Consider the following 25,416-nt stretch of genomic DNA (forward strand, 5'->3'; position numbering starts at 1 on the left):
TTTATTGCAACGCTCAGTACTACTGAAACGTAACCATAAATACTCGCTAGTAGGACGATATCAGCACCTAGGCAATGCTTATTTATTAAGCTATCTGATATTGTGAAGTACCGTTGTAACCATTGGTTATAACACTCTATGCGTCCCCATCGTCTAGAGGCCTAGGACACCGCCCTTTCACGGCGGTAACGGGGGTTCGAATCCCCCTGGGGACGCCACTATTCGGCGTCACTTGTTAGCACTTTTGCTTAGCATCAGGTTAGACTAATAAGCGAACAATAAAAAAGCCCAGTCATCATACGGTGACTGGGCTTTTTTATGTCTATTGGTTTTGTTATATCCAGTTCATTATGGTTTGGATAAGCTGAAATTAATATATCAACGATCATAACAAGAGACAAACTCTCTAATCGCCCAGCCCCAATGCCTGTATTCGCCCTTGTAATAGCCTTCTAAATATACCCACGGACGGTTTTTATTATCATAAGTGGTATCTGTGATATACACTTCGCGATCATTACGCAGCTTATTAATAACCTTGCCATTAGGCTCGTCGCGAATGTTTAGTGGAGTACCCGTCGGATCTGTTACTTTGCAAACTCTCTCGGCATGCGCGGCATTTATCCCAACAGTCGTGGCCAAAACAGATACAGCAATGGTATAAGCCAAACGTTTCATCTCAAATCCTCATTATCAACAAATGTCTTATTAATCTCTGATATCTTATCAGAGTTCACATTGCGGTATCTGCGATTTTATAAGATATTTACGTTTTATTGATTTTGATAAAGAGTTAAGCCATAACCTGCATTATAGTTTTTAATATCAGTATTTATTGAATGATTTATTCTATTGCCAACCCTTACGATCCTCGCTACCATCAATCCTATAAGGATTTTATAGAATGTATAAATACTTTATAACATACAAACTTTTAGGCTTAACACAAGGACGTTTTAACCATGTTCGGGATTGAGAACTATCTAGGGTTTATCATGGCAGCTATTTTGTTAAACCTGACCCCAGGCACGGACAGCATGTACATCATTACCCGTAGTATTTCGCAGGGGCAAACGGCAGGGTTTTATTCTGTGTTGGGTATTACTTCAGGCATTTTGGTGCATACGCTACTGGCTTCGCTAGGATTGTCCGTGTTGCTGGCTAACTCCCCTACGGCATTTATGCTCGTAAAATATATTGGTGCCAGCTATTTGTGCTATCTAGGCGTCAAAATGCTCATAAGTAAACAACAGCCTTTGATAGCCGCGAGTTTGCAGGATGACGAGAAACCAAAGCCCGTTCAGCCTTTAGATCACTGGCAGATATATAAGCAAGGTGTGCTCACCAATACCTTTAATCCAAAAGTCGCATTATTCTTTTTGGCGTTCTTCCCTCAGTTTATCGATGCCAGTTATGCTCATAGCATGGTGTCGTTCGTCATTTTAGGACTGACCTTTGCTGTCACTGGCTTTATATGGTGCTTATGCTTAGCATTATTGGCGTCAAAATTCAGTGAAAATCTGAGAAAAAAGCCCTCTATCGAAGCCATTTTAAACAAGATAAGCGGTGTGGTATTTATTGGCTTAGGAATTAGGCTGTTGACTGAGAAGGGTTGAAACCATTGGAATAAATAGCAGAGGAAATAATCATGAACGATGATACTAAGCAAAAAATCACTTTATTACTTGAAGAGTTAATTAATACTCCATGCTCAGAGTCAAGGCAAGTAGCAATAAAGCATGAACTAGACAAACTGTCTCCTGACCCATTTTGGAGTGACTATATATTCTGGAGTGATGAATATGTAAACGAAGACTTAAGTATCCATTATGAGAAATTTTTTGATAAAATTTCTGAGTATCCAAATTCTCATGAGTATAAAACAAAAAGTCGCATTTTAGAGTTGGCTCAAAAACTTGTCATTAGAGATTTTTCTGAAATTAGTGAAGGTGATATCGTAAATGAAATCAATGAACTGTCTCCTGATATCAGTTGGACGAATTATCTTTTTGTCGATAAGACCTGCTTAAACAATGACGGCAGTATCAATAAAGAAGCATTCTTAAATAAAGTATTTAAGGAGAGCTGGAATGAAAACTTTAGATAGTTCATTGAAATAGATTTGCAGATACGTGCTTCCCTTTTCCCAAATAATAAAAAAGCCCAATCCCCTACTTTGACTGGGATTGGGCTTTTTATCATTCTAAGCTCAATTGACTATTACGCTGCGTTTTTGCTCTCAGCAGCCAATTGACGTAGCACATAGTGCAACACGCCACCATGACGCACGTACTCACGCTCTTTTGGCGTCTGGAGCATGACATTGACATCAAAGCTCTCAGACGAACCATCGGCACGTGTGGCCGTGACTTTGGCGGTCTTGCTTTCGCCATTATCTAGACCTGTAATACTAAGCACTTCTGAGCCGTCCAGTTTATAGGTATCAGCATTTTCACCCTCTTTAAAGGTCAATGGCAATACACCCATACCGACGAGGTTTGAGCGGTGAATACGCTCAAACGAGCTGGTCAATACTGCTTTTACGCCAAGCAAAATCGTACCCTTCGCTGCCCAGTCACGGCTAGAGCCAGAGCCATATTCTGCACCGCCAAGTACCACGAGCGGACGCTTGTCTTCTTTATACTTCATTGCCGCATCATAGATGGCCATTTCTTCGCCGTCTTGTAGAGTGGCGCTATCGCCGTTGAAGTAATAAGTATAGCCGCCCTCTTTGCCAGCCATCATGGTATTTTTGATACGGATATTGGCAAAGGTGCCGCGCGTCATGACTGCATCATTACCACGGCGTGAGCCATAGCTATTGAAGTCGGCTTGCATCACACCGCGCTCTTGCAAGTACTTACCTGCTGGCGAATCTGGATCGATATTACCAGCTGGTGAGATATGGTCAGTGGTGATTGAATCACCGAACAACCCTAAGATGCGTGCGCCTTCGATATCAGGAATACCTTCTGGCTCCATGGTCATACCATCAAAGAACGGCGGGTTTTTGATATAAGTAGACGCTTCGCTCCACGGATACAACTGGCTATCGGCTGAGCTAATGGCGTTCCAGGCGGCACTACCGTCAAACACTTCGCCGTAGTTTTTGCGGAACATATCCGCATCGATATTATTGGCAATCAGCTCATTGATCTCATCTGACGTTGGCCAAATATCTTTTAAGAAGACATCTTTGCCATCTTGATCTTGTCCTAACGGCTGCGTCGTTAAGTCAATATCAACCGTACCTGCCAACGCATAAGCCACTACCAATGGTGGTGACGCCAAATAACTGGCTTTTACGTGCGAGTGGATACGACCTTCAAAGTTACGGTTACCTGACAACACGGCAGCAGCGACTAAGTCTTTTTCTTCGATACCTTTTTCAATCGACTCTAAGAGTGGTCCTGAGTTACCGATACACGTGGTACAACCATAACCCACTAAATAGAAGCCTGTTTTTTCAAGCTCATCCATTAACTTAGATTTTTCAAGATAATCGGTGACGACTTTCGAACCGGGAGCTAATGAAGTTTTGACCCAAGGCTTGGCTTTTAGACCTTTTGCAGCAGCTTTTTTCGCCACCAAGCCCGCGCCAATCATCACCGCAGGGTTTGAGGTATTGGTACATGAGGTAATCGCTGCGATAACGACAGAACCATCACGCAATTTATGGCTCTTATCATCGATATTGACGTCAGAGAAAACATTAGGCTTAGCATAGAGTCTATCCGCTTGCTCTTGCTCGCCGCCTTCTTCATCAAAGCGTACCTTGCCTTCGACTTCTGACTTGCGGTCTTTGGTCATTTTTTCTAAAGTTTCACCAAATTTTTCGTGCATATCAGATAGATTGATACGCTGCTGTGGCAAATTCGGACCGGCAAGTGCAGGCTGTACCGATGATAAATCGAGCTCTAACTTACTTGAATAAGTCGCTGCTGGCGTATCGGCATCGTGCCATAAGCCTTGCGCCTTGGCATACTTTTCGACCAATTCAATCTGGCTTTCTTCACGACCTGATAGACGCAAATAATCAATCGCCATTTGGTCAATCGGGAAAATACCACAGGTTGCACCGTATTCTGGCGACATATTGGCAATCGTCGCACGATCTGCCAGTGGCATACTGTGTAAGCCTTCGCCATAAAACTCAACGAATTTACCAACCACACCATGCGCACGCAGCATTTCAACCACACGCAACACCAAATCCGTCGCAGTAACGCCTTCAGTGAGTTTACCTTTTAGCTCAAAGCCAACCACTTGTGGAATCAGCATCGATGACGGTTGACCGAGCATCGCTGCCTCCGCTTCAATACCGCCGACACCCCAACCAAGCACGCCAATACCATTAATCATCGTCGTGTGGCTGTCCGTACCAAATACCGTATCAGGATAAGCCGTCAGCTCACTTGTACCATCAACATTGACATCAGCAGCCATTACAACACGAGCTAAGTATTCAAGGTTAACCTGATGCACAATACCCGTCGCTGGTGGTACTACTACAAAGTTTTTAAACGCATTGCGACCCCAATGCAGGAATTCATAACGTTCATTGTTACGTTTAAATTCAATTTTTTCGTTCAAGTCTAGTGCATCTTCTCGGCCATAAGCATCAACTTGTACAGAGTGATCGACGACCAATTCACTCGGGATAAAGGGGTTAATTTGCTCAGCTTTACCGCCAAGCTCAACCACGGCATCACGCATGGCTGCCAAATCGACAACTGACGGCACACCAGTAAAGTCTTGCAGGACTACACGGGCTGGCATAAAGGCGATCTCTTTTGACGCTTCTGCGCCTGCGTCCCAGTTGGCAACGGCTTCGATGTGGTTTTTGCCGACAGATTGACCATCATCTTCATTACGTAATAGGTTTTCTAAGACGATTTTCATACAAAATGGCAATTTGCTGATGTGCTCGAAAGTTTCGGTCAGCTTTGGCAAACTGTAATAGGCATGTTCCTTGCCATCGACCGTAATGGTGTCTTTTACATTAAAAATATCACTCATGATAGCTTCCTTATCGTTGTTATAGATCCTAAGCCCAAACGGTTATAGGTTTATGCTGAGGATTGGTGGCTAGATAGATGATTGTACGAGTTGTATTCAAAATCGTTATTATTTGACACAATACAATATAAAGTTGAGTTAACAAAATAGCTAAGCGACTCTTTAGGACTTAACAATAACGCTCTTTTACCATAACAAAACGGAGGCGCTTTGTTAACGTCTAGACGTTGTCAAATCGTGGCATAATCGTAAACGTAACAAGGGTTTAACGTTCTATTATTAAGTATCAATATATTTTCCAAAGAAATATTAGAATCAAAGGTAGTGGGTAAACCGGTCGCGGCATACGAACCTTATCTATTAGACGTTTGGCTGCGCTATGCTATTATGGTGCGCTTTTTTACCGCTAGGCAAACGCCTCGAAACAATCGTTTCGCGCGCTACTTATTGATGAGTTTTTATGGCAAATTTTAACACCCACCTGAATGTTGCATTCATGGTCAGTGGTACGCTCAGTTTGACAGTTTATAAAGCGGGATTGATTGATGATTCGGGGTTTTTAGTTTGCGTGGCGCTCGGCACTATCGGTGGGCTGCTGCCTGATTTGGATTCTGACAACTCCACACCGATTAAACTTGGCTTTAATATCACCTCATTTATTTTTGCCTTTGGTTTGGTCATGCATTGGCGCAGTGAGCTGAGTTTGCTCGCCCTGATTGCATTATGGCTAGCAGGCTACGGCTTTATGCGTTATGTGGTTTTCTCTATTTTTACCAACATGACCGTGCATCGCGGTGTGATTCACTCCGTGCCTTATATGGCAATTTTGGGTTTGGGGCTGACCTATTTAAGCTACTACGTATTGCACCTCCCACTGACGGCAAGCTGGTTTTACGGTTTATTTTTATTCGGTGGCGCGCTAGTGCATTTGACATTGGACGAGTTATATAGCGTCAATTTATCCAATATGAAAATGAAGCGCTCATCAGGTACAGCGATGAAGTTTTATCAACCTAAAGATAAGTGGTGGTATTTATTACTATATACACTGCTCGCCATGTTGGTCTATTTTGCCCCGCCGTTTGATGCGTTTTGGCAGCAGCTGCGTGACCCAGCACCATGGGCACAACTAAAAGTTGGCATATTGCCAGAACTGATAAAAAGCATGCTGCGATAAAGATAACGGTAAAGCAGTAAAACCCAAGCAAAAATGAGAATAAAACATGCAACCTAATCTACACGTTTGCCCTTGCCAAATTCATCCATCATCAAACGCTATCAGCTCACCACTACTGTATAAAGATTGCTGTCAGCCTTATCATGAGGCTGTTTATAATGATGCTCTTTATAATGGTGAGGTTGGCAAAACAGATGATATAAAAGCGGAGACAGCCGAACGTCTTATGCGGTCGCGTTATAGCGCCTTTGTGTTGATTAAGCCAGACTATATCGTCAAGACTACGCTACCCGCGCAGCAAGACTTGTTGGATATCAAGGCGATTGAATCGTGGGCAAAAGAGACGAATTGGGCAGGATTAGAAATCGTAGCGCACACGCCAAAGCTAGGCAAACGCCATGCGCAAGTTGAGTTTAAGGCTTATTTCAAGCCAACTAATAATGCAAGTACTTTAGAAGAGAAAGTGCAGGCGCATCATGAATTGTCTGCCTTTGTGAAGGTGACAGACAAAATCAATAATGATGCACACTGGTACTTTTTAGATCCGACTGTTTCAATGTCTGTGACGCAAAAGCAGCCGTGTGTTTGTGGTTCAGGTGAAAAGTTTAAGCGGTGTTGCGGCGCTTATATCTAACTGATATTTAGTCAATATTAAATATTTTATAACTTCTAAACACTCGCCCCAACCGCACGTGCTACCGCAATCCCTTCATCAATCGTCAAAAACTTGCGCTGGCTTGGACTGTCTTTATAAATGACATCACCATCTTGGAATATCAGGCATTCATTGACCGCCAGCTGTTGCCATTTTTCATTTTCAGTGAGTGGAACGGTCACTAAAATAGTGACTTTATCCGTATCTGTCGTCACATCACCAAAGTTAATGGCTAAATCATCATCTGCCAATTTCGCTTCGCCAAATGGCGCTTGACGCGTGAGATAAAACAATAAACTCCCCGCATAAGCCAATTGCCAGCTACCATTTGATATCAAGCAGTTAAATAAACCATTGGCAGATAAATAACGACATTGAGTGGTCAAAAAGTTAAACAGCGTTTGGTCATCGGGACGCGACTTAAAGCTACTTTTTAGGCGATTAACTAAATAGCAAAATGCCATTTCAGAGTCAGTATTGCCTACTGGCTGGCAATGTGAGGCGTTACCGTTGTCTTGCAAGCGCTGACAGCGTTTAATAAATTCGCTATTCATCTGTCCATTATGCGCAAACACCCACTGCTCGCCCCAAACTTCACGAACGAAAGGATGGGTATTCGCCAAGCAATTCTGCCCTTGAGTCGCTTTACGAATATGCGCAATGACGTTCATGGCTTTGATTGGATAGTTATTGACCAAATCAGCGACTGGTGATAAATGGCTTGGGCGATTGTCATGGAACAAGCGCAGTCCTGTTGAAGCATTTGCCGATTCATCATTATTTGAGCATTCACTACGCTCAAAAAATGCAATGCCAAAGCCATCTTCATGGCTGTCGGTCATACCGCCTCGCTTGCGAAAGCCGGCAAAGCTAAAACCAATATCCGTCGGGGTATTACAGTTCATTCCTAGGAGTTGACACATTTATGCTTTACCGCCTTTATTATAGTGATTGTCTGCTGGGCTATGATTGACCGGATTACCTGACACAATACCAAGTTCTATATCACTCATACTAGCCAACAAATCCGCCCCAGTATTGTCATCGCTTTCAACACCATCTAGGATACGCTGGGCTTGTGCCAAATCCGTGTTTTCTACCCACAGCACGACACCAGAATTCATCCCGGGAATCGCACTGAGCGGTTGCAAGGACACGGTAATGCCATTGTTGCGCAGCAGATTGGCATGCAGCTCGCCTTGCATATTGGTATCGTAGCGCGCCAGTTTGTGCCAGTTATCAACTTGATCAGTCATGGTAAATTCCTTTTAAACAGTTAAATGTCTTGTTAATACAGATGAATTTAATAGAAGTCAAAACCTGATGACCAGTTAATTTGATTTAGCGGATAAGCATCAATATGAAAACCGTTTGGATACTCTTTAAAACCAGGTTGTGATTTTAATTGGTTGATAGCTGCTTGCGCTTGTTGCTCAGTCACAAACACACCGATTATCTTAAAATCTTCGACATCGTTATTTTTATCATCGTCTTTATAGCGCGCATGCTCTAGTACAAACACGGTACTTTGCGCTTTTTCTACATGTGACCAATGATAAGCGGCAAGGCGTTTCATCAGGTCAGGATTTTTGACCATGATATTATCGCCAGTACGTCCTTCGGTACGGTTATAGTGGATAACGTTGAGACGTAATAGCCAAAAAATCACCGCCGCTTTGGCCAGCATAACAGGCAACGCTCGTTTTTCATCTTCGCCAAGCTGACGTTTTGACTCATAGCCTTGCAAAAAAGCCACCATTTTACTGCGATCAAAATTCACCGACTCGCCTTGCTCAGCATCGCCCCACGTGGTACAAAAATCATTAATCGTAATGGCAATATCCATCACATAATGCTCGACGCTGACTTCGGTAAAGTCTAACAAGCCTGTGAGGCGCTCTTCACCTTTTTGGATATTATTTAACGATAAGTTCCACAGCGTATTATCAGCAAACATATCTAGATGACACAAGCCTTTTGGCAAGGTCGCAAGCGGTAATTCGCTATATGACTGCCAAATATCACTCATGAGCTTGGCTTCGTCACCGGGCATAAACTGCATTTCACGGTCACGCACTTCCGCCCATGGGTATAAAGGTACGCCATATTCTTCCGCAGGCTGTAATGCTTGCAAAGTCTCATGTAGCATGGCTAAAGCGGCGCCAATTTCATGACACATGGCTTGTGTAGTCTGCTGTGGGTGCGCGCCAGCCAAACAAGGCACTAGCGTAATCGCTTTATTATCATAGCGTATGACATAGCATTTTTCTGCGCTATCAGCGCCTAAATCAAGCAATGCTAACGGCGCGGCGACCGGTAATTTACCATCCAATTGATTGAGGATAACCGCCATCTTTTCGATGTCTTCTGGTGGACGCTCTTCAAATAAAGTAAATACATAAGAGTGCGCGCCATCTACATCATCAGTCGTCTGAATAAACCAGTTAGAGTTTTTGATACCTTGGGTAATCGGAATGGCACGCGCAAACGAGACGCCAAAGCGTTGGCAAAAGGCGGCAAACTGATCATTGGTTAACTGGGTATAGACGGACATGACATCTCACTTTTGGCAATTAAATAAAAAGTTAAATAGGATAGATTTAAACAGCAATGGCGACAATTGTAGCGCGCTTGGGCAAACGATAGCGAAAAGCGTAATAATCTTGCGAAAATCTGCCTGATATGGCGGTGATTTTGCTAGACTAGCGCATTGAGAGAATTGATTATAAGGTGAAAGACCCTATGTTAGCAAAGCGTATCATTCCTTGTTTGGACGTTGATAATGGACGCGTGGTCAAAGGTGTGCAGTTTGTCGATATCAAAGACGCAGGCGATCCTGTTGAAGTCGCCAAACGCTACAACGAACAAGGCGCTGACGAGATTACTTTTTTGGACATTACGGCCACCAATGACGAGCGCGACACCACCTATCATACCGTTGAACGTATGGCAGAAACCGTGTTTGTGCCACTAACGGTCGGCGGCGGTGTGCGTAAAATTGCGGATATTCGTAACTTGCTCAATGCAGGCGCGGATAAAGTAGCAATTAATTCAGCAGCAGTATTTACCCCAGAGTTCGTCGGGGAAGCGGCACAAAAATTTGGCAATCAATGTATCGTCGTGGCTATCGATGCCAAACGCGTCGCGGATATTGATGTTGATGGCATCATCATGCCGCGTTGGGAGATTTTTACCCATGGCGGTCGCAAGCCAACGGGCATCGATGCCGTCGCTTGGGCAAGTAAAATGGCTGAACTCGGCGCTGGCGAATTATTAGTGACGTCGATGGACGGTGACGGTACTAAAAAAGGCTATGACTTGGCCTTAATGAAGCAAATTACCAGCCGCGTCAATGTGCCTGTCATTGCCTCAGGCGGCGTCGGCAACCTGCAACATTTAGCAGAAGGCGTCTTAGAAGGCGGCGTCGATGCGGTACTTGCCGCCAGTATTTTTCACTTCGGTGAATATACGGTGCAAGAAGCCAAAGAATATATGGCAGCGCAAGGGATACAGATGCGCCTGTAATACGTTGGTAAAATGCAAATAAATTAGAAAAAATGTTATCATAGCGCTAACTGCTTATTATCATTTGGTTTTCGTTCATTTAACGCTCAATTCGTTTGCGTGATAACCAATCGAATAAGTGATACCAATCACAAAAATTAGAGTAGCAAGGAAAACGAGTGTAAGGACTACGCATTGTAGACTAAACAAGTTTGACACAGCTAATCGTACTTTTTGGGTTTGGTATTATTTGAATCTATCATTATATTTAGCTACTCCTACATTTTAATTAAAAGCCCATAAGGCGAAGGATGTTTTTATGTCGAATTTACAACAGCAACGCAATGACGTGACTCATATCGATGGCAACCTGCATCAAAATGAAGGCGCTCGTATTGGTATCGTCGTCGGTCGTTTTAATGGTTTTGTGGTTGAATCATTGGTAGATGGCGCAATTGATGCGCTACTACGTCACGGTGTATTGGGTAGCAACATCACCGTAATCCGTGTACCGGGTGCTTTTGAATTGCCATTGGTGGCACAGCGCGCGGCTGAGTCAGATCGCTTTGACGCCATCATTGCGTTAGGCGCGATTATTCGCGGTAGCACGCCGCATTTTGACTTTGTGGCGAGTGAATCAGCCAAAGGCCTAAGCAGCGTTGCGATTGATTATAATATTCCTGTTGCCAACGGTGTATTGACGACTGACAGCATCGAGCAAGCGATTGAGCGTTCTGGCACGAAAGCCGGTAACAAAGGCTCAGAAGCCGCCATGGTCGTGCTAGAGATGATTGCAGTGCTATCACAGCTAGACATTGATGACGATAGCGATGACGCTTAATTAAACTCGTTACTTATTCATACTCATTAACATTTGAGTATGAATAAGTCAGATTAAGCATCGTTGATTATTAATAAGCATTATTGTTGATTAAACTATTTAGGGCTATGGTTATTGCAATAGCCCTAAGTGTGCAGTGTAAATGTTCAACAGCAGTATCCAAAACTGTCTGGTAAATTTACCAGCCGACTACTATTTAACATTTTATTTTAAAACTTCTTATCTTAAAAACTAGGTATAGACCCCCTATGACTGACCAACTCAAGCGCGCTATCAGCGCTGCGAAAACCGCCCAAACCAATGATAGTCAAGCTGAAGCCACGCGTATTGCGAGCAGCAGTGCGGGTGATCAAACCTTCGACATGAGTGAGTCTTCTTACAAGACCAGTCACACCGCTATCCGTAAAGCGCGCCGCTTTGCGATGCAAGGTCTATACGAATGGCTCGTCACTGACCGCCGCTTCGATATTGATGGTAAGCTTGGCTGGAAGGCCAATGCGCCGCATGATATCGCTGCTCGTACGCGTGCGACCAATGCCATGCATACGGTACATATCGGCTATTACCATGAAATGATGCGCGATATTCCTGAGCAGATTGAGGCGTTAGATGCGCTTATTAGTCAGCATCTTGATCGTGAAATCGATAAATTGGATACCGTTGAACACGCTATTCTTTTGATTGGTGCTTATGAGCTGCAAAATCGTTTAGAAATCCCTTATAAAGTCGTGCTTGATGAAGCGATGAAGCTGAATAATCACTTTGGTGCCACTGACGCCCATAAACTGATTAACGCCGTCCTTGATAAAATGGCGGTTGAGCTACGTGCTGTCGAAGTAGAAGCAGATAGTAAAGCCAATCTACGCACCTCACAAAAAGCGGCTGCTAAACCTGCAGTAAAAACTGATAGCAATATAGAAAATAGTGCTGATACACAAAGTATTGAAGAAAAGTCAACTGCTTCAAACAAGCCACGTATCAGTGCCAATAATGCCACCGTCAAACGCAACAGCGCTAGTAAAGCCAGTGCGAATATTAGTGACTTTAAGGCAACTAAGAAAAATGCTGCTGAAAACACGGTTGAAAATGATACTGTTAAAACAGCGACTGCGGCAGAACCAATTGTTGAAGAAGGCATTGTTGAAGAAAGCATTGTTAAAAAAGATGTCGTCGTTGATGAACAGCCTGCAGAAGAAAAGGTAGCTGCTGACGCTGTCAATAACGACAGCAACGAAGAAAATACGGCCGTTGATATTGGTCTAATTGACTCTAATCTTGTTAGTTCTGATGAAACTGTTAGTCCTGACGAAACTGTTAGTTCTGATGAGATTGTTAGCCCTGATGCAAAAAGCCAAGACTAACCATGAACGAATTTGAGCTGATCGAGCGCATATTTTCCCAAATGCCACAGTCATTGTCCAGCATTGTCAAAAAAGGCAGTGTCGAAAAAGGCATTGGTGATGATGCCGCGGTGATGAGCTTGCCTGCAGGCGCGCGCTTGGTCAGTTGCATCGATACACTCGTCCAAGGTCGTCACTTTAGCGCTGATTGGCAACAAGTCAATGAACTGGCATTTGCCATCGGTTATAAAGCGGTTGCGGTTAACGTCTCAGACATTGCTGCGATGGGTGCAACCCCGCATAGCATTCTGCTAGCGTTGGCATTACCAGAACGCTTGGCGAATGAGCAATGGTTAAGTGAATTTGCTAAAGGCTTGTTTCATGCCTGCCAATTATTCGGGGTTGCCCTTATTGGTGGTGATACCACGCGTAGTGATAGCTTAATATTAAGTGTCAGCGCACAAGGATTGCTTGATGCCAACACGGCAGCTGTTTACCGCTCAGGGGCGAAAGTGGGCGATAAAATATATGTATCAGGGTCGCTCGGCGATGCCGCCTATGCCCTACAACATCCTGACAATGCTCAAGGCCTAGAGCTTGCACATCGATTGCACATGCCGACCCCGCGTATTGCCTTAGGGGCAGCCTTAGCAAAAATTGGTGCTACAGCGATGATAGATATCTCTGACGGTCTCTATCAAGACCTTAGCCATATCTGCCAGCAAAGCGGCGTTAGTATGCGCCTTAATCTAGAGCAGCTACCTACTAGCAAGCCATTAGCAAGCGTAGATTTATCTGAGCGCTTATTATGCCAACTGACGGGTGGTGATGATTACGAATTGGCTTTTACTTTGCCTGCTGATATCGAACCTCGTGTTAATAACAACAGCAACACGCCAGTCACCTGTATCGGTGAGGTGACTGCGATGACAAATCATAAATACACAGACACATCTACCGCTTTACGTCCTGAGTTATTTTATCAAGGACAACTAGTCACCCCAACTCATTCCGCGCCATTTTCAACATGGCCCGACCTTACTGGTTACCAACATTTTGCAGGTTAACCCATGATTGATCACAACCTATCTAAGCCTGATATCCGTAAAGCCAATGATTGCCCGCCGCTACCCGCCAATGCCAATATGCTTGACCGCGTAGTTTATTGGCTTGGGTTGGGTTTAGGTAGTGGTCTGCCTCGCCGTGCACCCGGTACTTGGGGCACAATTGGTGGCTTAATCGTCGCGATACCATTGCTAAACTTAGGATTCGTGCCATTTTTGATTATTACCATTCTCTCTTGTGTGATTGGTAGTTGGATATGCGGTCGTACCTCAGAGCTAATGGGTGGTCATGATAACCCGCATATCGTCTGGGATGAATGGGCAGGCATGTGGCTTACCCTACTGCCGCTATCTTATATGGGTATCGCTGACGGTAATTTTTGGCAAAATATCGCTCAAACCTCTTCTATTGTTGCCATTATTATCGCCTTTATATTGTTCCGCTTTTTTGACATTATTAAGCCACCACCGATTGGCTGGGCAGATAAAAAAGTCGCAGGCGGCCTAGGTATCATGCTTGATGACATCATCGCAGGTATCATGGCAGCAGCCGTTTGGATCATTATTTATACCACCATCCTTTAATTGTTAAATTAGCCTCGCTTTTATATAAGCGACGGTCTTTCATAACCGATTGTCGTTTATAGTCCATCATTTTTTTAACTCTCGCACTTTTTTAGTAATGCGTTTGTGACGATAGCCAATTTATCAGCAAGCCACCAGTAAATGGTAAGCCCATGACAAGCAACGTAAGTTACAAAGATGTCACGACATAGCGTTTTAGTTAAATGACGGTTTGCGCTATAATTCTAAATTATATTTTGTTACATTTGTAGGCTATTATGACATCTCCTCTTTCGGTAATTATCCTCGCTGCGGGCAAAGGCACGCGTATGCAGTCGGCCAAGCCAAAAGTACTACAGACATTGGCTGGTAAATCGTTATTGGGTCATGTCCTTGATACGTGTCATCAATTAACGGTTGATGACACCATTATTGTTCATGGTTTTGGTGGCGAGCAAGTCCAAGCAGATATCAATGCTCAATATGCGCACTTGCCTATTACTTGGGTTGCTCAGACTGAGCAATTAGGTACTGGACATGCGGTAAAAGTGACCCTGTCGGAATTACCCAAAGAAGGGCAAAGCCTGATTCTCTATGGTGATGTGCCATTAGTCAGCTGCCAGACATTAGCAACGCTACAAGCGGCTAACACCGAGGGCATGTCGATGTTGACGTTGACCGTAGATAATCCTTTTGGTCTCGGTCGTATCAAACGTGACAAAGACGGCAACATCGAAGCCATCGTCGAGCAAAAAGATGCCAGCGCCGATGAGCAGAAAATCCAAGAGATTAATAGCGGTATTTACTGCGTCGATAATGCGTTATTGCATAAATACCTGCCAAAACTGTCTAATGACAATGCGCAGCAAGAATACTATCTGACGGATATCGTCAAAATGGCGGTCGCTGAAGGTATTAATATTGTCGCGATTGAGCCTGAGCATACCTTTGAGATTGAAGGCGTCAATAACCGCCAACAACTTGCGAGCTTAGAGCGCACTTGGCAAGGCAAACTGGTTGCCGACTTACAAGAAGCGGGCGTGCAGTTTGCTGATCCGACGCGCGTTGATATTCGCGGTACCTTGACTGCGGGTCAAGATGTGTTTGTCGATGTGGGTGTGGTATTCGAGGGTGATTGTGTCTTAGGTGACAATGTTTATATCGAAGCGGGCTGTGTCATCAAAAACGCCCACATTGGTAATGCCTGCCACATAAAACCTTATTGCGTGATTGATCGCGCTGAGATTGGGGCAGGTGTTGATGTCGGTCCTTTCGCCCATTTGCGTCCTGAAACCGTATTGGCTGACAATAGTAAAGTTGGTAATTTCGTCGAGATTAAAAAATCAACGGTCGGTCATGGTAGCAAGGTTAATCACTTGAGTTATATCGGTGATACGACCATTGGTACAGATGTCAATGTCGGCGCTGGCGTGATTACTTGCAATTATGATGGTGTCAATAAATCACAAACTATCATTGAAGACAATGCCTTCATTGGCTCGAACTCAAGTTTAGTGGCACCTGTGACTATTGGTGATACCGCTACGGTTGCCGCAGGTTCAGTGATTACTAAAGACGTCGACAGTAAAGCATTAGCCTTTGGACGGGCACGACAAACTCAGAAAAACGACTTTCAGCGTCCGACCAAAAAGTCAAAATAGCAATGGTCAATCACAAGCATTCTGAACAGTATCTATTGAAGTAATACTAAGCAGCATGACAATTTTTGTGATGCTGCTTCCTTATATTTATAACGTCAAAATTGGTAGTATAAAAGCTCTGCCAGTATAGACTTCTATTATTTATTGACTGAACATTATCGCCTCTCAAAGCATTTGAGCGGTTAAGCATTGAAACATTGAAGCCTTTAAAAATCAAAACATGAAACATCGAATTTAAGGAATAGTTATGTGTGGAATCGTTGGAGCAGTCGCTGAGCGTAATATCGCTAGTATCTTACTTGAGGGTCTTAAGCGTCTAGAATACCGTGGTTATGATTCTGCCGGTCTGACCGTCATTCGTGATGGCGAACTCCATCGCGAGCGCCAAGTGGGTAAAGTGCAAGCATTGGTCGATGCTGTGGCAGTTAATCCTGAATTTTTCGATGGTCATATTGGTATTGCGCATACACGTTGGGCAACCCATGGCGAGCCGGCACAGCGTAATGCCCATCCGCACGTATCAGGAAAAATCGCTGTGGTACATAACGGTATCGTTGAAAACTATGCCGAATTAAAAGAAGAATTGATTGCTAAAGGTTACGTATTTACGTCGCAGACCGATACCGAAGTCGTCGCTCATCTAATCAATGATATCTACAAAACCACACCTGATTTACTAGAAGCGGTTCGTGCCGTTATTCCGTTATTACATGGCGCATTTGCCCTTGGTATTCTACATATCGACTGCCCAGAAGAATTGATTACCGTTCGTTTAGGCTCTCCACTAGTGATTGGTGTGGGTATCGGTGAGAACTTTATTGCCTCTGATCAATTAGCCCTGCTACCGGTCACCAATCGCTTTATGTACCTAGAAGAAGGTGATATCGCCAAATTGACGCGCAGTAGCATTCAGGTTTATGCCGATGGTGTCGAAGTAAAACGTCAGATACATGAAATTGATGCGGCACAGCACAATGCGGATAAAGGTGAATTTAAGCATTATATGCTCAAAGAAATCTATGAGCAGCCAGACGCGGTCGCCCGTACTGTTGAGATGGCTGTAGATAGTGATGAGCCATCTAAACTGCGCGATGATTTTTTACAGCGTCATGAAGCGCAATTAAAAGGCATCAAGCATGTCCAAGTCATCGCTTGTGGTACCAGTTACCACTCAGGCTTGGTCGCAAAATATTGGTTTGAGAGCCTTATTCGTGTACCTTGTTCCGTTGAAGTCGCTAGTGAATTCCGCTATCGTAATCCTGTCGTCATCGACAACACACTTGTCATTTGTATTTCTCAATCTGGCGAAACGGCAGACACGTTATCGGCGCTACGTGATATTCAAAAGCACACGCCAGCAGGTCTAGTCAGCTTAGCCTTATGTAATGTACCAACATCATCTTTGGTACGTGAGACGGATATCTTTTTACCAACGCTTGCTGGTCCCGAGATTGGTGTTGCTTCTACCAAAGCTTTCACCACTCAGCTCGCCGCTTTAATGCTATTGGTCTTAAAAGTGGGTGTCGTTCAGGAGCGCATGACTGGCGAAAACCTGAGTACCTTGCTTGGTCAATTACAAGAGCTACGTGGTCAACTACATGCCAGCTTAAACCTCGATGCGCCTATCAAAGCCATGAGTGAGCATTTTGAGTATAAAAAGAGCTGCTTGTTCTTAGGTCGAGGTTTGCAGTTTCCAATAGCGCTAGAAGGCGCGTTAAAGCTGAAAGAAATCTCTTATATTCATGCTGAAGGCTATGCAGCAGGCGAGCTCAAGCATGGACCATTGGCATTGGTCGATAAAGACATGCCCATCGTCGTACTAGCGCCAAAAGACAGCATGTTTGATAAGCTAAAAGCCAATATGCAAGAAGTACACGCGCGTCATGGTGAGCTGTTCGTTTTTGCCAGCGAATCTAGTCAAATGGTCGCAGAAGACAGATTGCATGTGGTCTATGTGCCTGATGTTTGTGAAACGCTTGCCCCTATCGTCTACAGCGTACCCGTACAGCTGTTGTCATACCATGTCGCCGTAATGCGCGGTACAGACGTCGATCAGCCGCGTAACCTTGCTAAATCAGTGACTGTTGAGTAATATAAGTATTTGATTTTAATAATATTATCATTAATCAGTTGCTTTTTACACCGAGTCCTTCGCTATCTGGTACGAATAAGATAGCGAAGGATTTTTTTGTGAATAACAAAATAGAAAAATATCAATTACTTATATAATTATAGTATCTATAGTCAAGGAATTTTAGAATCGCTACAAGGCGACCGACCGCAGATAGTACACTGAGTACATCTAGGGCGGGTAACACCGTAGCGGTTTAAAAATGCTCTGACTATACAGTATGGACAATGAGAACATGGATATCGAAAACGACACCGCCAATCAAATCGCTAGTCAAATAGAAATAATCTATGAAGATGAATTTCTGGTGGCAATTAATAAAGAGGCTGGACTATTGGTGCATCGCAGTTGGCTGGATAAAGGCGAGACGCGCTTTGCCATGCAGCTCACCCGTGATGCGGTAGGTTGTCATGTATTTCCAGTGCATCGGTTAGACAAGCCCACATCGGGCGTATTATTGTTTGCCAAGAGCTCAGCCGTGGCGCGCAGCCTTGGCGAGGCTTTTACTGAACACAAAGTTACCAAGCAATATTTAGCCGTGGTGCGCGGCTATATGTCAGAACAAGGCACCGTTGATTATGCGTTGAGCTTTCAGCCCGATGCCATCGCCGATAAGTTTGCTGATTTGGACAAACCCGCTCAAGAGGCGGTGACCCATTGGCAAAGTTTGGCACAAATCGAGCTACCATTTGCCGTATCAAAAAAGCATAACACGAGCCGCTATAGTCTTGTGCGCTTGACACCCGAGACTGGGCGTAAGCATCAGCTGCGTCGGCACATGCGACATGTATTCCATCATATCATGGGTGATACCAGCCACGGCGATATCCGTCACACACGATTTTTTCGTACTCACTATGACTGTACGCGTATGCTGCTGCATGCTCAAACGTTAGCGCTTAGCCACCCCGTCACTGGTGAGCCATTATTGCTAAAAGCTAAATTAGATGACCAATGGATGCGTATCTTAGAAGAGTTTTCTTGGGTAGACAGCGCTAAAGATTAAACAGCGTAGGTTTTATCTTAGATAGTCATATCAAAGAAGTCGACATATTGATTCTAGATATGAAGGTTCGGTACCCTAGTAAGGACTTCAATCTTCGGCTATGAGCTTTTGGATTTTTATTTACCGTAAGCGCTGTTATAGAAATAAGAAAAGCTAACATCATATTGGCTGGCGCTTTCTTCCCAGTTTCATTTTTATATTCGCTAGCACCAACCCCGACAATATCAATATCATTGCCAGCATCTTCCACCATGTCACGACCTCTCCTGTAAGCAGCACTGAGGTTGTCATACCGAATACTGGCACCAATAGAGCAAACGGCATAACCTTAGAAGCCGTATTTTGACTAAGCAGGTGCGCCCACAGTCCAAAGCCTATCAGCGTTGAGACATACACGATAAACCCAAGTGATAACCAAGACTTAAGCGATGCCTCGTTAAACGTCGCCAGCTGCCATGCCTCGGTCTCAAATATGAGAGAAGATAGCGTTAAAATCACACAAGCGATCAGACCACCCCAAACCACGAGAGCGAGAGCAGACAACGCGGATGCCTTATTCCTTCCAGTATTAGACGAAATAATAGCCCCGTCTGATCTTTGCTTCGTCACTTGTGTTGACGCCTGTTTTGAAGCAATGTTACCAAAGCTCCAGCCTATGGCAGCAATCAAGATACAGACAAACCCAGCCAGAGGCATATCACCACCAAGGTTCAACGCGATGACGCTAAGCCCTAGCACACCGACCAGCATACCGATGATTTGCATGCGACTCACTGCCTCACCCAGTATAAAATACGCCAACAATACGGTAATAAAAATTTGAATTTGTAGCAATAATGCCGTCAATCCTGCTGATGCCCCTAAGTGCATGGCAGTAAAGACAAAAGCATACTGCATGACAAACGTACCGATAGCATAGATAAGTAATGTACGGTTAAATTTGGGCGGCTTCAGAAAGAAAACCAGTGGCACAGCGGTAAAGAAAAAACGCAGGGCGGTGAGCATTAGCGGTGGAAAGCTTTCAAGCCCCCATGCAATAAAAGTAAAGTTCACACCCCAAATAAAAGTAACCAGTACAGCCAATGCAGTGTATATAGGAGTCATGTAGTTGGCCTAGGAAGTTATGGCTGATTATTATATTTAAAAATTTTATGACAATCTCGTATTAATCATAGGATGCTTTTAGAGAGTGAGTACTACACTTACACACAATAGAACGGCAATGAGCATTAATATTGCACCGCCTATTTTTGTAATTAACTAGAGGTTATCTTGAGCTTTCCATAGATACCGACTGGCTAAAGCAAACGCTTCTGCATAGCAAAAATGGATCAGTAAGACCAAGAGGCAAAAAGCTGAAGCTAAAATGAGAAATTGAGAAAGATAGGCTTGTTCAGTATCGATAAATTGCGGAAATACAGCCATAAAAAACACGATAGGTTTTGGGTTAGAAAGGGAGGTTAGCAAACCTTCTTTGAACAACCTACCAGCACTTGTGCTACTCACATCTAACGTGTTGTCAGTCTCTAGGACAAATGATTTTCTCTTTCCAAAGGCCATTTTGAAAAACAAAAGAGTATACCCCAACAGAACCAGTTACTTCACCATTTAGACCCATTAATAGACCACTTAAAGCAGACTGATATAAGAGAACCACTCAAAATAAAATTTTGAACGATCTAAACGTTGCAGTTTAAACGCGCCAATATAAAGACTTAAACCAATCCCTTATACAGGAAATAGCACCCCACAACCGTTAATAACACCGCAAAGCATTTCTTTAAAAGCTCTGGTGATAGTATATGAGCAACTTTCGCGCCTAGCTTGGCGGTAAAAAAGCTCATGATACTGATCCCTAAAAAGGCATAAATGTGCACAAAGCCAATGGTGTTAGGCACATCAATTCGTTGCTGCATCCCAAAGAACATAAAACCTAATGCTCCAGCAATAGCAATCGGCAGACCACAAGCTGCTGAGGTGCCAACGGCTTTTTGCATCACAACACCATACCGCGTGAGATAAGGCACGGTTAAGCTACCGCCGCCAATACCGAAAATGGCAGAAGCGATACCGATAACCCCACCTGCTGCTAATTGCTTAGGTTTTGAAGGCAGTTGTGTATTAGCATCATCGGCACTACTAGAATTGCTAGCAGGATTAGCAACCTGTTTTTTGCCACCGAAAAACATCTTGTAGGCGACCCACAGCAAAAACACCCCAACAATGAGTTGAAGATACAGCCCAGATATCTGCCCTGCAATCCCTGCCCCTAAAAAGCAACCAATCGCTAAGCCTGGTGCCAGATTTTTAAAGACAGGCCACATGACTGCGCCTTTTTTATTGTGTGCCATGAGCGAGCTGATAGAGGTGACAATGATGGTCGCCAGTGACGTCCCCAATGCCAAATGCATGATATTGTCAGGGCTGTAACCCATTTGCGTAAAGACGATGAATAATAATGGCACGATAATTGTGCCACCGCCCACACCAAATAGCCCCGCAGCAAATCCTGCTAGCGCACCTATGATTAAAAAAACGATTAATTCCACGGGATATTTACTTCTTATGTAGAGTTAGTACGATGGTTATTTTAGTTCAGTGACAATCAATCAGTTAAAAAGCCAACTTAGGCGATTTCTGCTTGATCCACTTGACCAACCCGAGAATAGGCACGATTAAAATACACCAAACTCTCCTCTTGCTCACTTTGTCTAATGGCGACCACTCGGCACATGAAAACACTGTGCGTGCCCACTTGCTGAATGTCCTCAATCTCACAATCAAAACTGACCAACGCATCTTCTAAAACGGGAGCGCCTGTTTTGAGCGGTGACCAAGAGCCATATTCAAATCGCTCTTGTGAACTCAATTTGGAGGCAAAAGCGTTAGATATTGATTCATGCTGTGCGCCTAAAACATTGACACTTAATATTTTATTTTCAATAAAATGGGCATGTGAGCGAGACGTCTGGTTCATACAAACCAGCAAGGTTGGCGGTGTATCGGTAACGCTACACACCGCAGATGCGGTAAACCCATGAGTACCAGCGCTGCCTTCTGTGGTAATGACATTGACCGCTGTTGTTAACAAAGACATACCATCTCTAAAATCGGTGGCTTCGATCATGACTTAACTCCTAAATTTTAAATCTTTAAGTTCATTGATAACTGAGGTCACTCATGAGTTTAAACAAGCTAGTATAAACGGGGTTAAAAACCCAACCTATAAAAGCTAAATTTTGCATCAGTTTATTCAATGAACCCTAAGCGGTCAGTTCTTGACGCACGATTGCCGCGCCAGCACTTAACGCTTGCAGCTTACCTCGTGCCACTTGGCGCGATAGTGGTGCCATGCCGCAGTTGGTCGAAGGATACAACTTATCCGCATCGACGAATTGCAATGCTTTGCGTAGCGTATTTGCCACTTCTTCAGGGGTCTCAATGGTATTGGTTGCCACATCAATGGCACCTATCATCACTTTTTTACCGCGGATCAATTCAATCAAATCCATCGGTACATGTGAGTTTTGACACTCTAAAGAGACAATATCAATATTCGACTGTTGCAACTTAGGAAAGGCTTGCTCATATTGGCGCCACTCTGAACCCAGTGTTTTTTTCCAATCAGTATTGGCTTTGATGCCATAACCGTAGCAGATATGCACCGCCGTTTCACACTTTAGACCTTCAATAGCACGCTCTAACGTGGCAATACCCCAGTCGTTGACGTCATCAAAGAACACATTAAATGCAGGCTCATCGAATTGGATAATATCCACCCCAGCCGCTTCTAACTCTCTCGCTTCTTGATTTAAGATTTTAGCAAACTCCCAAGCCAATTTTTCACGGCTTTTATAATGACCATCATACAAGGTATCAATCATGGTCATCGGACCAGGCAGTGCCCATTTGATCGGCTGATCGGTTTGTGCACGTAAAAACTTAGCATCATCAACAAATACAGGCTTTTGACGGCTTACCGCGCCCACAACTGACGGTACACTGGCATCATAACGATTACGAATGCGCACGGTCTCGCGCTTCTCAAAATCGACGCCATCCAGATGTTCAATAAAGGTGGTCACAAAGTGCTGACGAGTTTGCTCGCCATCACTGACAATATCAATGCCTGCATGCACTTGTTCTTGCAATGTCAAACGCAGTGCGTCTTGTTTGGCTTCAAGCAGTTGCTCACCTTCTAATGCCCAAGGTGACCAGATTTTTTCAGGTTCTGCAAGCCAAGAAGGTTTCGGTAAACTGCCAGCCGTTGACGTCGGTAATAACTTTTGTGTCGGTAATAATATTGTCATACGATTCATCTTCTTATTTATTGGTATTCTACTTTTCGGCTACATTTATATTGGCTATGCCGCGGCTTTTTTAACGGCTTCTTTTTGAGCAATGCTGCTTGTCACATCATAGCTTGCTGCCCACTCATTAAGAATGGTTTGGTATGGCTTGATGAACTGCTCTTCGGTGAATTTACCTTGTGTCACTGCCATCTGACTACGCTCTGCACGATCATAGACGATTTGCGTTAGGGAATAATCTTGGTACTTCAAACTCGGTTGATACACTTGACCCGCTGCCGAATTGGCATTATAAATCTCAGGTCGGTAGATTTTTTGAAAAGTCTCCATCGTAGCAATCGCACTGATTAGCTCAAGATCGGTGTAATCACTAATCAAGTCACCCGAGAAATAAAAGGCTAAAGGTGCAACACTGCCAGCAGGCATAAAGTAGCGAACCGTTAAGCCCATTTTAGAAAAATATTCATCAGTCAACGATCCTTTGTTCAAAGAACAGCCATCTTGTTTGTATTCAACGCCCAATACAGGGTGCTGATTGGTCGTACGTTGATAGGTTTTACTGGTGGAAACACTCAAGCAAATCACAGGCTTCTTGGTGAAATTAGCTTGGTAAGCTTCTGAATTCAATAAATACTGAAACAGTTTGCCATGTAAGTCACCGAAATCTACTGGCGGCGCAGATGATGGATGTTTATCGAAATGGTCTAATAAGACCACGCTAAAGTCATAATCGCGCACATAAGATGAGAAACTATTACCAATCATACCCTCAATACGGGTGTTCTCTTTATGATCCACAATCGTTGTTTGCAGCATCTCGATGATAGGGAAAGTATCGCCATTTCCTGCCACATCCATGTCGACAGAAATAATATCAACCTCAACAGAATAACGATCTGCGGTGGGATTATCCCAATGTGCCAAAGCATTAAAACGATTATTTATCATTCTTAATGTTTTGCTTAAGTTCTCTTGACGATGCTCGCCACGCGCCAAATTCGCAAAGTTCGTCGTCAGACGCGTGCTATTTGCAGGATGATAGTTTTCATCAAAACGAATGCGCTTAATTGCACAGCTAAATTCTTTACTCATGATAATCCGCTACCCTAATCTACTCTCATTATTTGAGATAAAACCAAATTTGTGTATGAAGTGAATCATACCTAAACTATTACATGAATAAAAACGATACTATTTAAATATAAGATGAATATAATTCATGTTAATGAGTTATGGTATGACATGAGATTGGATAGCGGAGACTTTATGACTTGCTCGATAGGATCATTCAGCAAAAAATAAGCCTGTAGAAAAATGAGCTACGCCAGTGAAAGCATAAAGAAAATTTCGATAAACTAACTAACGAATCTAAGGGTTCTCTCATTAAAAAAGCCGAAACTTATTTTCTAAGTCTCAGCCCTTTTTTCGATAATATAAATAGAGAATTGCTTTCTATTGATTGTGTTAGCGCTTTGCAGCTTCAATCTGAATATTTAGCTGAACTTTTTCAGTAATACCTAATAATGTATATTTACTGATGCCCCATTTGGTGCGATCAATGGTCGTTGTGAAATCCCCACCGCAAACTGGTTTTTTTAATATTGGATTTAGGTAGCAATTGAACTTGCTGGCCGTTAGCGTAATGAGGTTAGTCTTGCCGTGTAGTGTCAACATACCATCGACTTTGCTGACATTTGAGCCACTACCATCAGTCGTAAAATACCATTTGGTAGACTCAAATTGCGCCAGTGGAAACTGCTCAATATCGAAAAAATCTGCGCTTTTTAACGTAATATCAAATGCTGTATTGCCTGTATTTAGGCTATTCAAAGGAATTACTAGCGAGATATTACCGGTCTGAGCCGCTGGGTCATAATCTAAATGTCCAGTGATATTATAAAAGCCACCTGTGTTGGTAGAGGTATTAAAATGGTCAATAGCAAAGCGTACATTGGTATGGGTGGGGTCGATATCGTAAGTCCTCGCCTGACTGCTGGCGATACTTAACATGCTTATGCTTAAGGTTAGTAGCGGCTTTCGAGAGGACAGTATGACTGTCGAGAGGGACATTTGATTCATAGTAACATTCCTTTGCTGTATAAATGATAGAGCAATCACATCCTTTGTGACTGTGCTTGTGATTC

At 43.6% G+C, this 25,416-nt stretch carries 24 protein-coding genes and 1 tRNA gene; 13 read left to right on the plus strand and 12 right to left on the minus strand.

Annotated elements, in window-relative coordinates; all coding sequences use genetic code 11:
• The first annotated feature begins 142 nt into the window (after window positions 1-142).
• Window positions 143-218: transfer RNA gene (locus JMW94_RS00730), tRNA-Glu, on the plus strand.
• A gap of 160 nt (window positions 219-378) precedes the next feature.
• On the opposite strand, the gene JMW94_RS00735 is transcribed toward JMW94_RS00730, so the two are convergent.
• Complete coding sequence (locus JMW94_RS00735) at window positions 379-678, minus strand: hypothetical protein (RefSeq protein WP_201599750.1); 300 nt, start codon at window positions 676-678, stop codon at window positions 379-381.
• 284 nt (window positions 679-962) lie between these two features.
• On the opposite strand from JMW94_RS00735, the gene JMW94_RS00740 reads away from it, so the two are divergent.
• Both JMW94_RS00740 and JMW94_RS00745 read left to right on the plus strand, forming a co-directional pair.
• Entirely contained in the window at window positions 963-1,616 is a 654-nt protein-coding gene (locus JMW94_RS00740) for a LysE family translocator (RefSeq protein ID WP_201599751.1), read from the plus strand.
• A 32-nt stretch (window positions 1,617-1,648) separates the two neighbouring features.
• A complete protein-coding gene (locus JMW94_RS00745; protein ID WP_201599752.1) occupies window positions 1,649-2,107 on the plus strand; it encodes a hypothetical protein in 459 nt (152 codons plus the stop codon).
• A 113-nt stretch (window positions 2,108-2,220) separates the two neighbouring features.
• Here the strand turns inward: JMW94_RS00745 and acnA are convergent, their stop codons facing one another.
• Window positions 2,221-5,019 (minus strand): aconitate hydratase AcnA, encoded by a 2,799-nt coding sequence (gene acnA, locus JMW94_RS00750; RefSeq protein ID WP_201599757.1) that lies wholly within the window; start codon window positions 5,017-5,019, stop codon window positions 2,221-2,223.
• Between the two features lie 460 nt (window positions 5,020-5,479).
• Here acnA and JMW94_RS00755 point away from each other — a divergent pair, with 460 nt between their 5' ends.
• Both JMW94_RS00755 and JMW94_RS00760 read left to right on the plus strand, forming a co-directional pair.
• Complete coding sequence (locus JMW94_RS00755) at window positions 5,480-6,196, plus strand: metal-dependent hydrolase (protein WP_193007540.1); 717 nt, start codon at window positions 5,480-5,482, stop codon at window positions 6,194-6,196.
• Window positions 6,197-6,242: 46 nt separating this feature from the next.
• Window positions 6,243-6,830 carry a YchJ family protein gene (locus tag JMW94_RS00760; protein ID WP_201599758.1) on the plus strand — a complete coding sequence of 196 codons (588 nt, stop codon included), beginning with the start codon at window positions 6,243-6,245 and terminating at the stop codon, window positions 6,828-6,830.
• Window positions 6,831-6,865: 35 nt separating this feature from the next.
• Here the strand turns inward: JMW94_RS00760 and JMW94_RS00765 are convergent, their stop codons facing one another.
• Genes JMW94_RS00765 through JMW94_RS00775 form a run of 3 tightly spaced genes read right to left on the minus strand, consistent with a single transcriptional unit; the run spans window position 6,866 to window position 9,405 of the window.
• Window positions 6,866-7,774 (minus strand): class II glutamine amidotransferase, encoded by a 909-nt coding sequence (locus JMW94_RS00765; protein ID WP_201599759.1) that lies wholly within the window; start codon window positions 7,772-7,774, stop codon window positions 6,866-6,868.
• Entirely contained in the window at window positions 7,775-8,107 is a 333-nt protein-coding gene (locus tag JMW94_RS14805) for a hypothetical protein (RefSeq protein ID WP_227685361.1), read from the minus strand. It lies immediately after the preceding gene.
• A 47-nt stretch (window positions 8,108-8,154) separates the two neighbouring features.
• The gene (locus JMW94_RS00775; RefSeq protein WP_201599760.1) at window positions 8,155-9,405 is read right to left on the minus strand and encodes a homoserine kinase; all 1,251 of its coding nucleotides are present in this window, start codon (window positions 9,403-9,405) and stop codon (window positions 8,155-8,157) included.
• 188 nt (window positions 9,406-9,593) lie between these two features.
• Here JMW94_RS00775 and hisF point away from each other — a divergent pair, with 188 nt between their 5' ends.
• From hisF to truC, 8 genes are all read left to right on the plus strand, one after another.
• Window positions 9,594-10,376: an imidazole glycerol phosphate synthase subunit HisF gene (gene hisF, locus JMW94_RS00780; RefSeq protein WP_201599761.1), complete on the plus strand. Its 783-nt coding sequence runs from the start codon at window positions 9,594-9,596 to the stop codon at window positions 10,374-10,376.
• 298 nt (window positions 10,377-10,674) lie between these two features.
• Window positions 10,675-11,196, plus strand: a complete 522-nt coding sequence (ribE, locus tag JMW94_RS00785) for a 6,7-dimethyl-8-ribityllumazine synthase (RefSeq protein WP_025653207.1) — start codon at window positions 10,675-10,677, stop codon at window positions 11,194-11,196.
• Between the two features lie 248 nt (window positions 11,197-11,444).
• Window positions 11,445-12,557 (plus strand): transcription antitermination factor NusB, encoded by a 1,113-nt coding sequence (gene nusB, locus JMW94_RS00790; protein WP_201599762.1) that lies wholly within the window; start codon window positions 11,445-11,447, stop codon window positions 12,555-12,557.
• 2 nt (window positions 12,558-12,559) lie between these two features.
• Complete coding sequence (gene thiL, locus JMW94_RS00795) at window positions 12,560-13,603, plus strand: thiamine-phosphate kinase (RefSeq protein ID WP_201599763.1); 1,044 nt, start codon at window positions 12,560-12,562, stop codon at window positions 13,601-13,603.
• A gap of 3 nt (window positions 13,604-13,606) precedes the next feature.
• Window positions 13,607-14,185 (plus strand): phosphatidylglycerophosphatase A, encoded by a 579-nt coding sequence (locus tag JMW94_RS00800; RefSeq protein WP_201599765.1) that lies wholly within the window; start codon window positions 13,607-13,609, stop codon window positions 14,183-14,185.
• Between the two features lie 257 nt (window positions 14,186-14,442).
• Window positions 14,443-15,825 carry a bifunctional UDP-N-acetylglucosamine diphosphorylase/glucosamine-1-phosphate N-acetyltransferase GlmU gene (gene glmU, locus JMW94_RS00805; protein WP_201599766.1) on the plus strand — a complete coding sequence of 461 codons (1,383 nt, stop codon included), beginning with the start codon at window positions 14,443-14,445 and terminating at the stop codon, window positions 15,823-15,825.
• Between the two features lie 247 nt (window positions 15,826-16,072).
• Window positions 16,073-17,917, plus strand: a complete 1,845-nt coding sequence (gene glmS, locus JMW94_RS00810; protein ID WP_201599768.1) for a glutamine--fructose-6-phosphate transaminase (isomerizing) — start codon at window positions 16,073-16,075, stop codon at window positions 17,915-17,917.
• Window positions 17,918-18,191: 274 nt separating this feature from the next.
• Window positions 18,192-18,962 (plus strand): tRNA pseudouridine(65) synthase TruC, encoded by a 771-nt coding sequence (gene truC, locus JMW94_RS00815; RefSeq protein ID WP_201599770.1) that lies wholly within the window; start codon window positions 18,192-18,194, stop codon window positions 18,960-18,962.
• 159 nt (window positions 18,963-19,121) lie between these two features.
• Here the strand turns inward: truC and JMW94_RS00820 are convergent, their stop codons facing one another.
• The 7 genes from JMW94_RS00820 to JMW94_RS00850 form a co-directional block, all read right to left on the minus strand.
• Complete coding sequence (locus JMW94_RS00820) at window positions 19,122-20,066, minus strand: EamA family transporter (protein ID WP_201599772.1); 945 nt, start codon at window positions 20,064-20,066, stop codon at window positions 19,122-19,124.
• Window positions 20,067-20,222: 156 nt separating this feature from the next.
• Window positions 20,223-20,549, minus strand: coding sequence for a LysE family translocator (locus tag JMW94_RS15075; RefSeq protein WP_413786172.1), 327 nt, complete (start codon window positions 20,547-20,549; stop codon window positions 20,223-20,225).
• A 128-nt stretch (window positions 20,550-20,677) separates the two neighbouring features.
• Window positions 20,678-21,511, minus strand: a complete 834-nt coding sequence (locus tag JMW94_RS00830) for a sulfite exporter TauE/SafE family protein (protein ID WP_201599788.1) — start codon at window positions 21,509-21,511, stop codon at window positions 20,678-20,680.
• Between the two features lie 77 nt (window positions 21,512-21,588).
• A complete protein-coding gene (locus JMW94_RS00835; RefSeq protein ID WP_201599797.1) occupies window positions 21,589-22,089 on the minus strand; it encodes a flavin reductase in 501 nt (166 codons plus the stop codon).
• 136 nt (window positions 22,090-22,225) lie between these two features.
• On the minus strand, window positions 22,226-23,272 hold the full coding sequence (locus JMW94_RS00840; RefSeq protein WP_045445767.1) for a methionine synthase: 1,047 nt from the start codon (window positions 23,270-23,272) through the stop codon (window positions 22,226-22,228).
• Window positions 23,273-23,326: 54 nt separating this feature from the next.
• Window positions 23,327-24,364, minus strand: coding sequence for a DUF1852 domain-containing protein (locus tag JMW94_RS00845; protein ID WP_201599799.1), 1,038 nt, complete (start codon window positions 24,362-24,364; stop codon window positions 23,327-23,329).
• A 372-nt stretch (window positions 24,365-24,736) separates the two neighbouring features.
• Window positions 24,737-25,351 carry a YceI family protein gene (locus tag JMW94_RS00850; RefSeq protein ID WP_055125401.1) on the minus strand — a complete coding sequence of 205 codons (615 nt, stop codon included), beginning with the start codon at window positions 25,349-25,351 and terminating at the stop codon, window positions 24,737-24,739.
• Between the last annotated feature and the right edge of the window lie 65 nt (window positions 25,352-25,416).

Origin of the sequence: Psychrobacter immobilis (assembly GCF_904846185.1) — a bacterium.
In the GTDB taxonomy this organism is placed as follows: Bacteria; Pseudomonadota; Gammaproteobacteria; order Pseudomonadales; family Moraxellaceae; genus Psychrobacter; species Psychrobacter immobilis_B.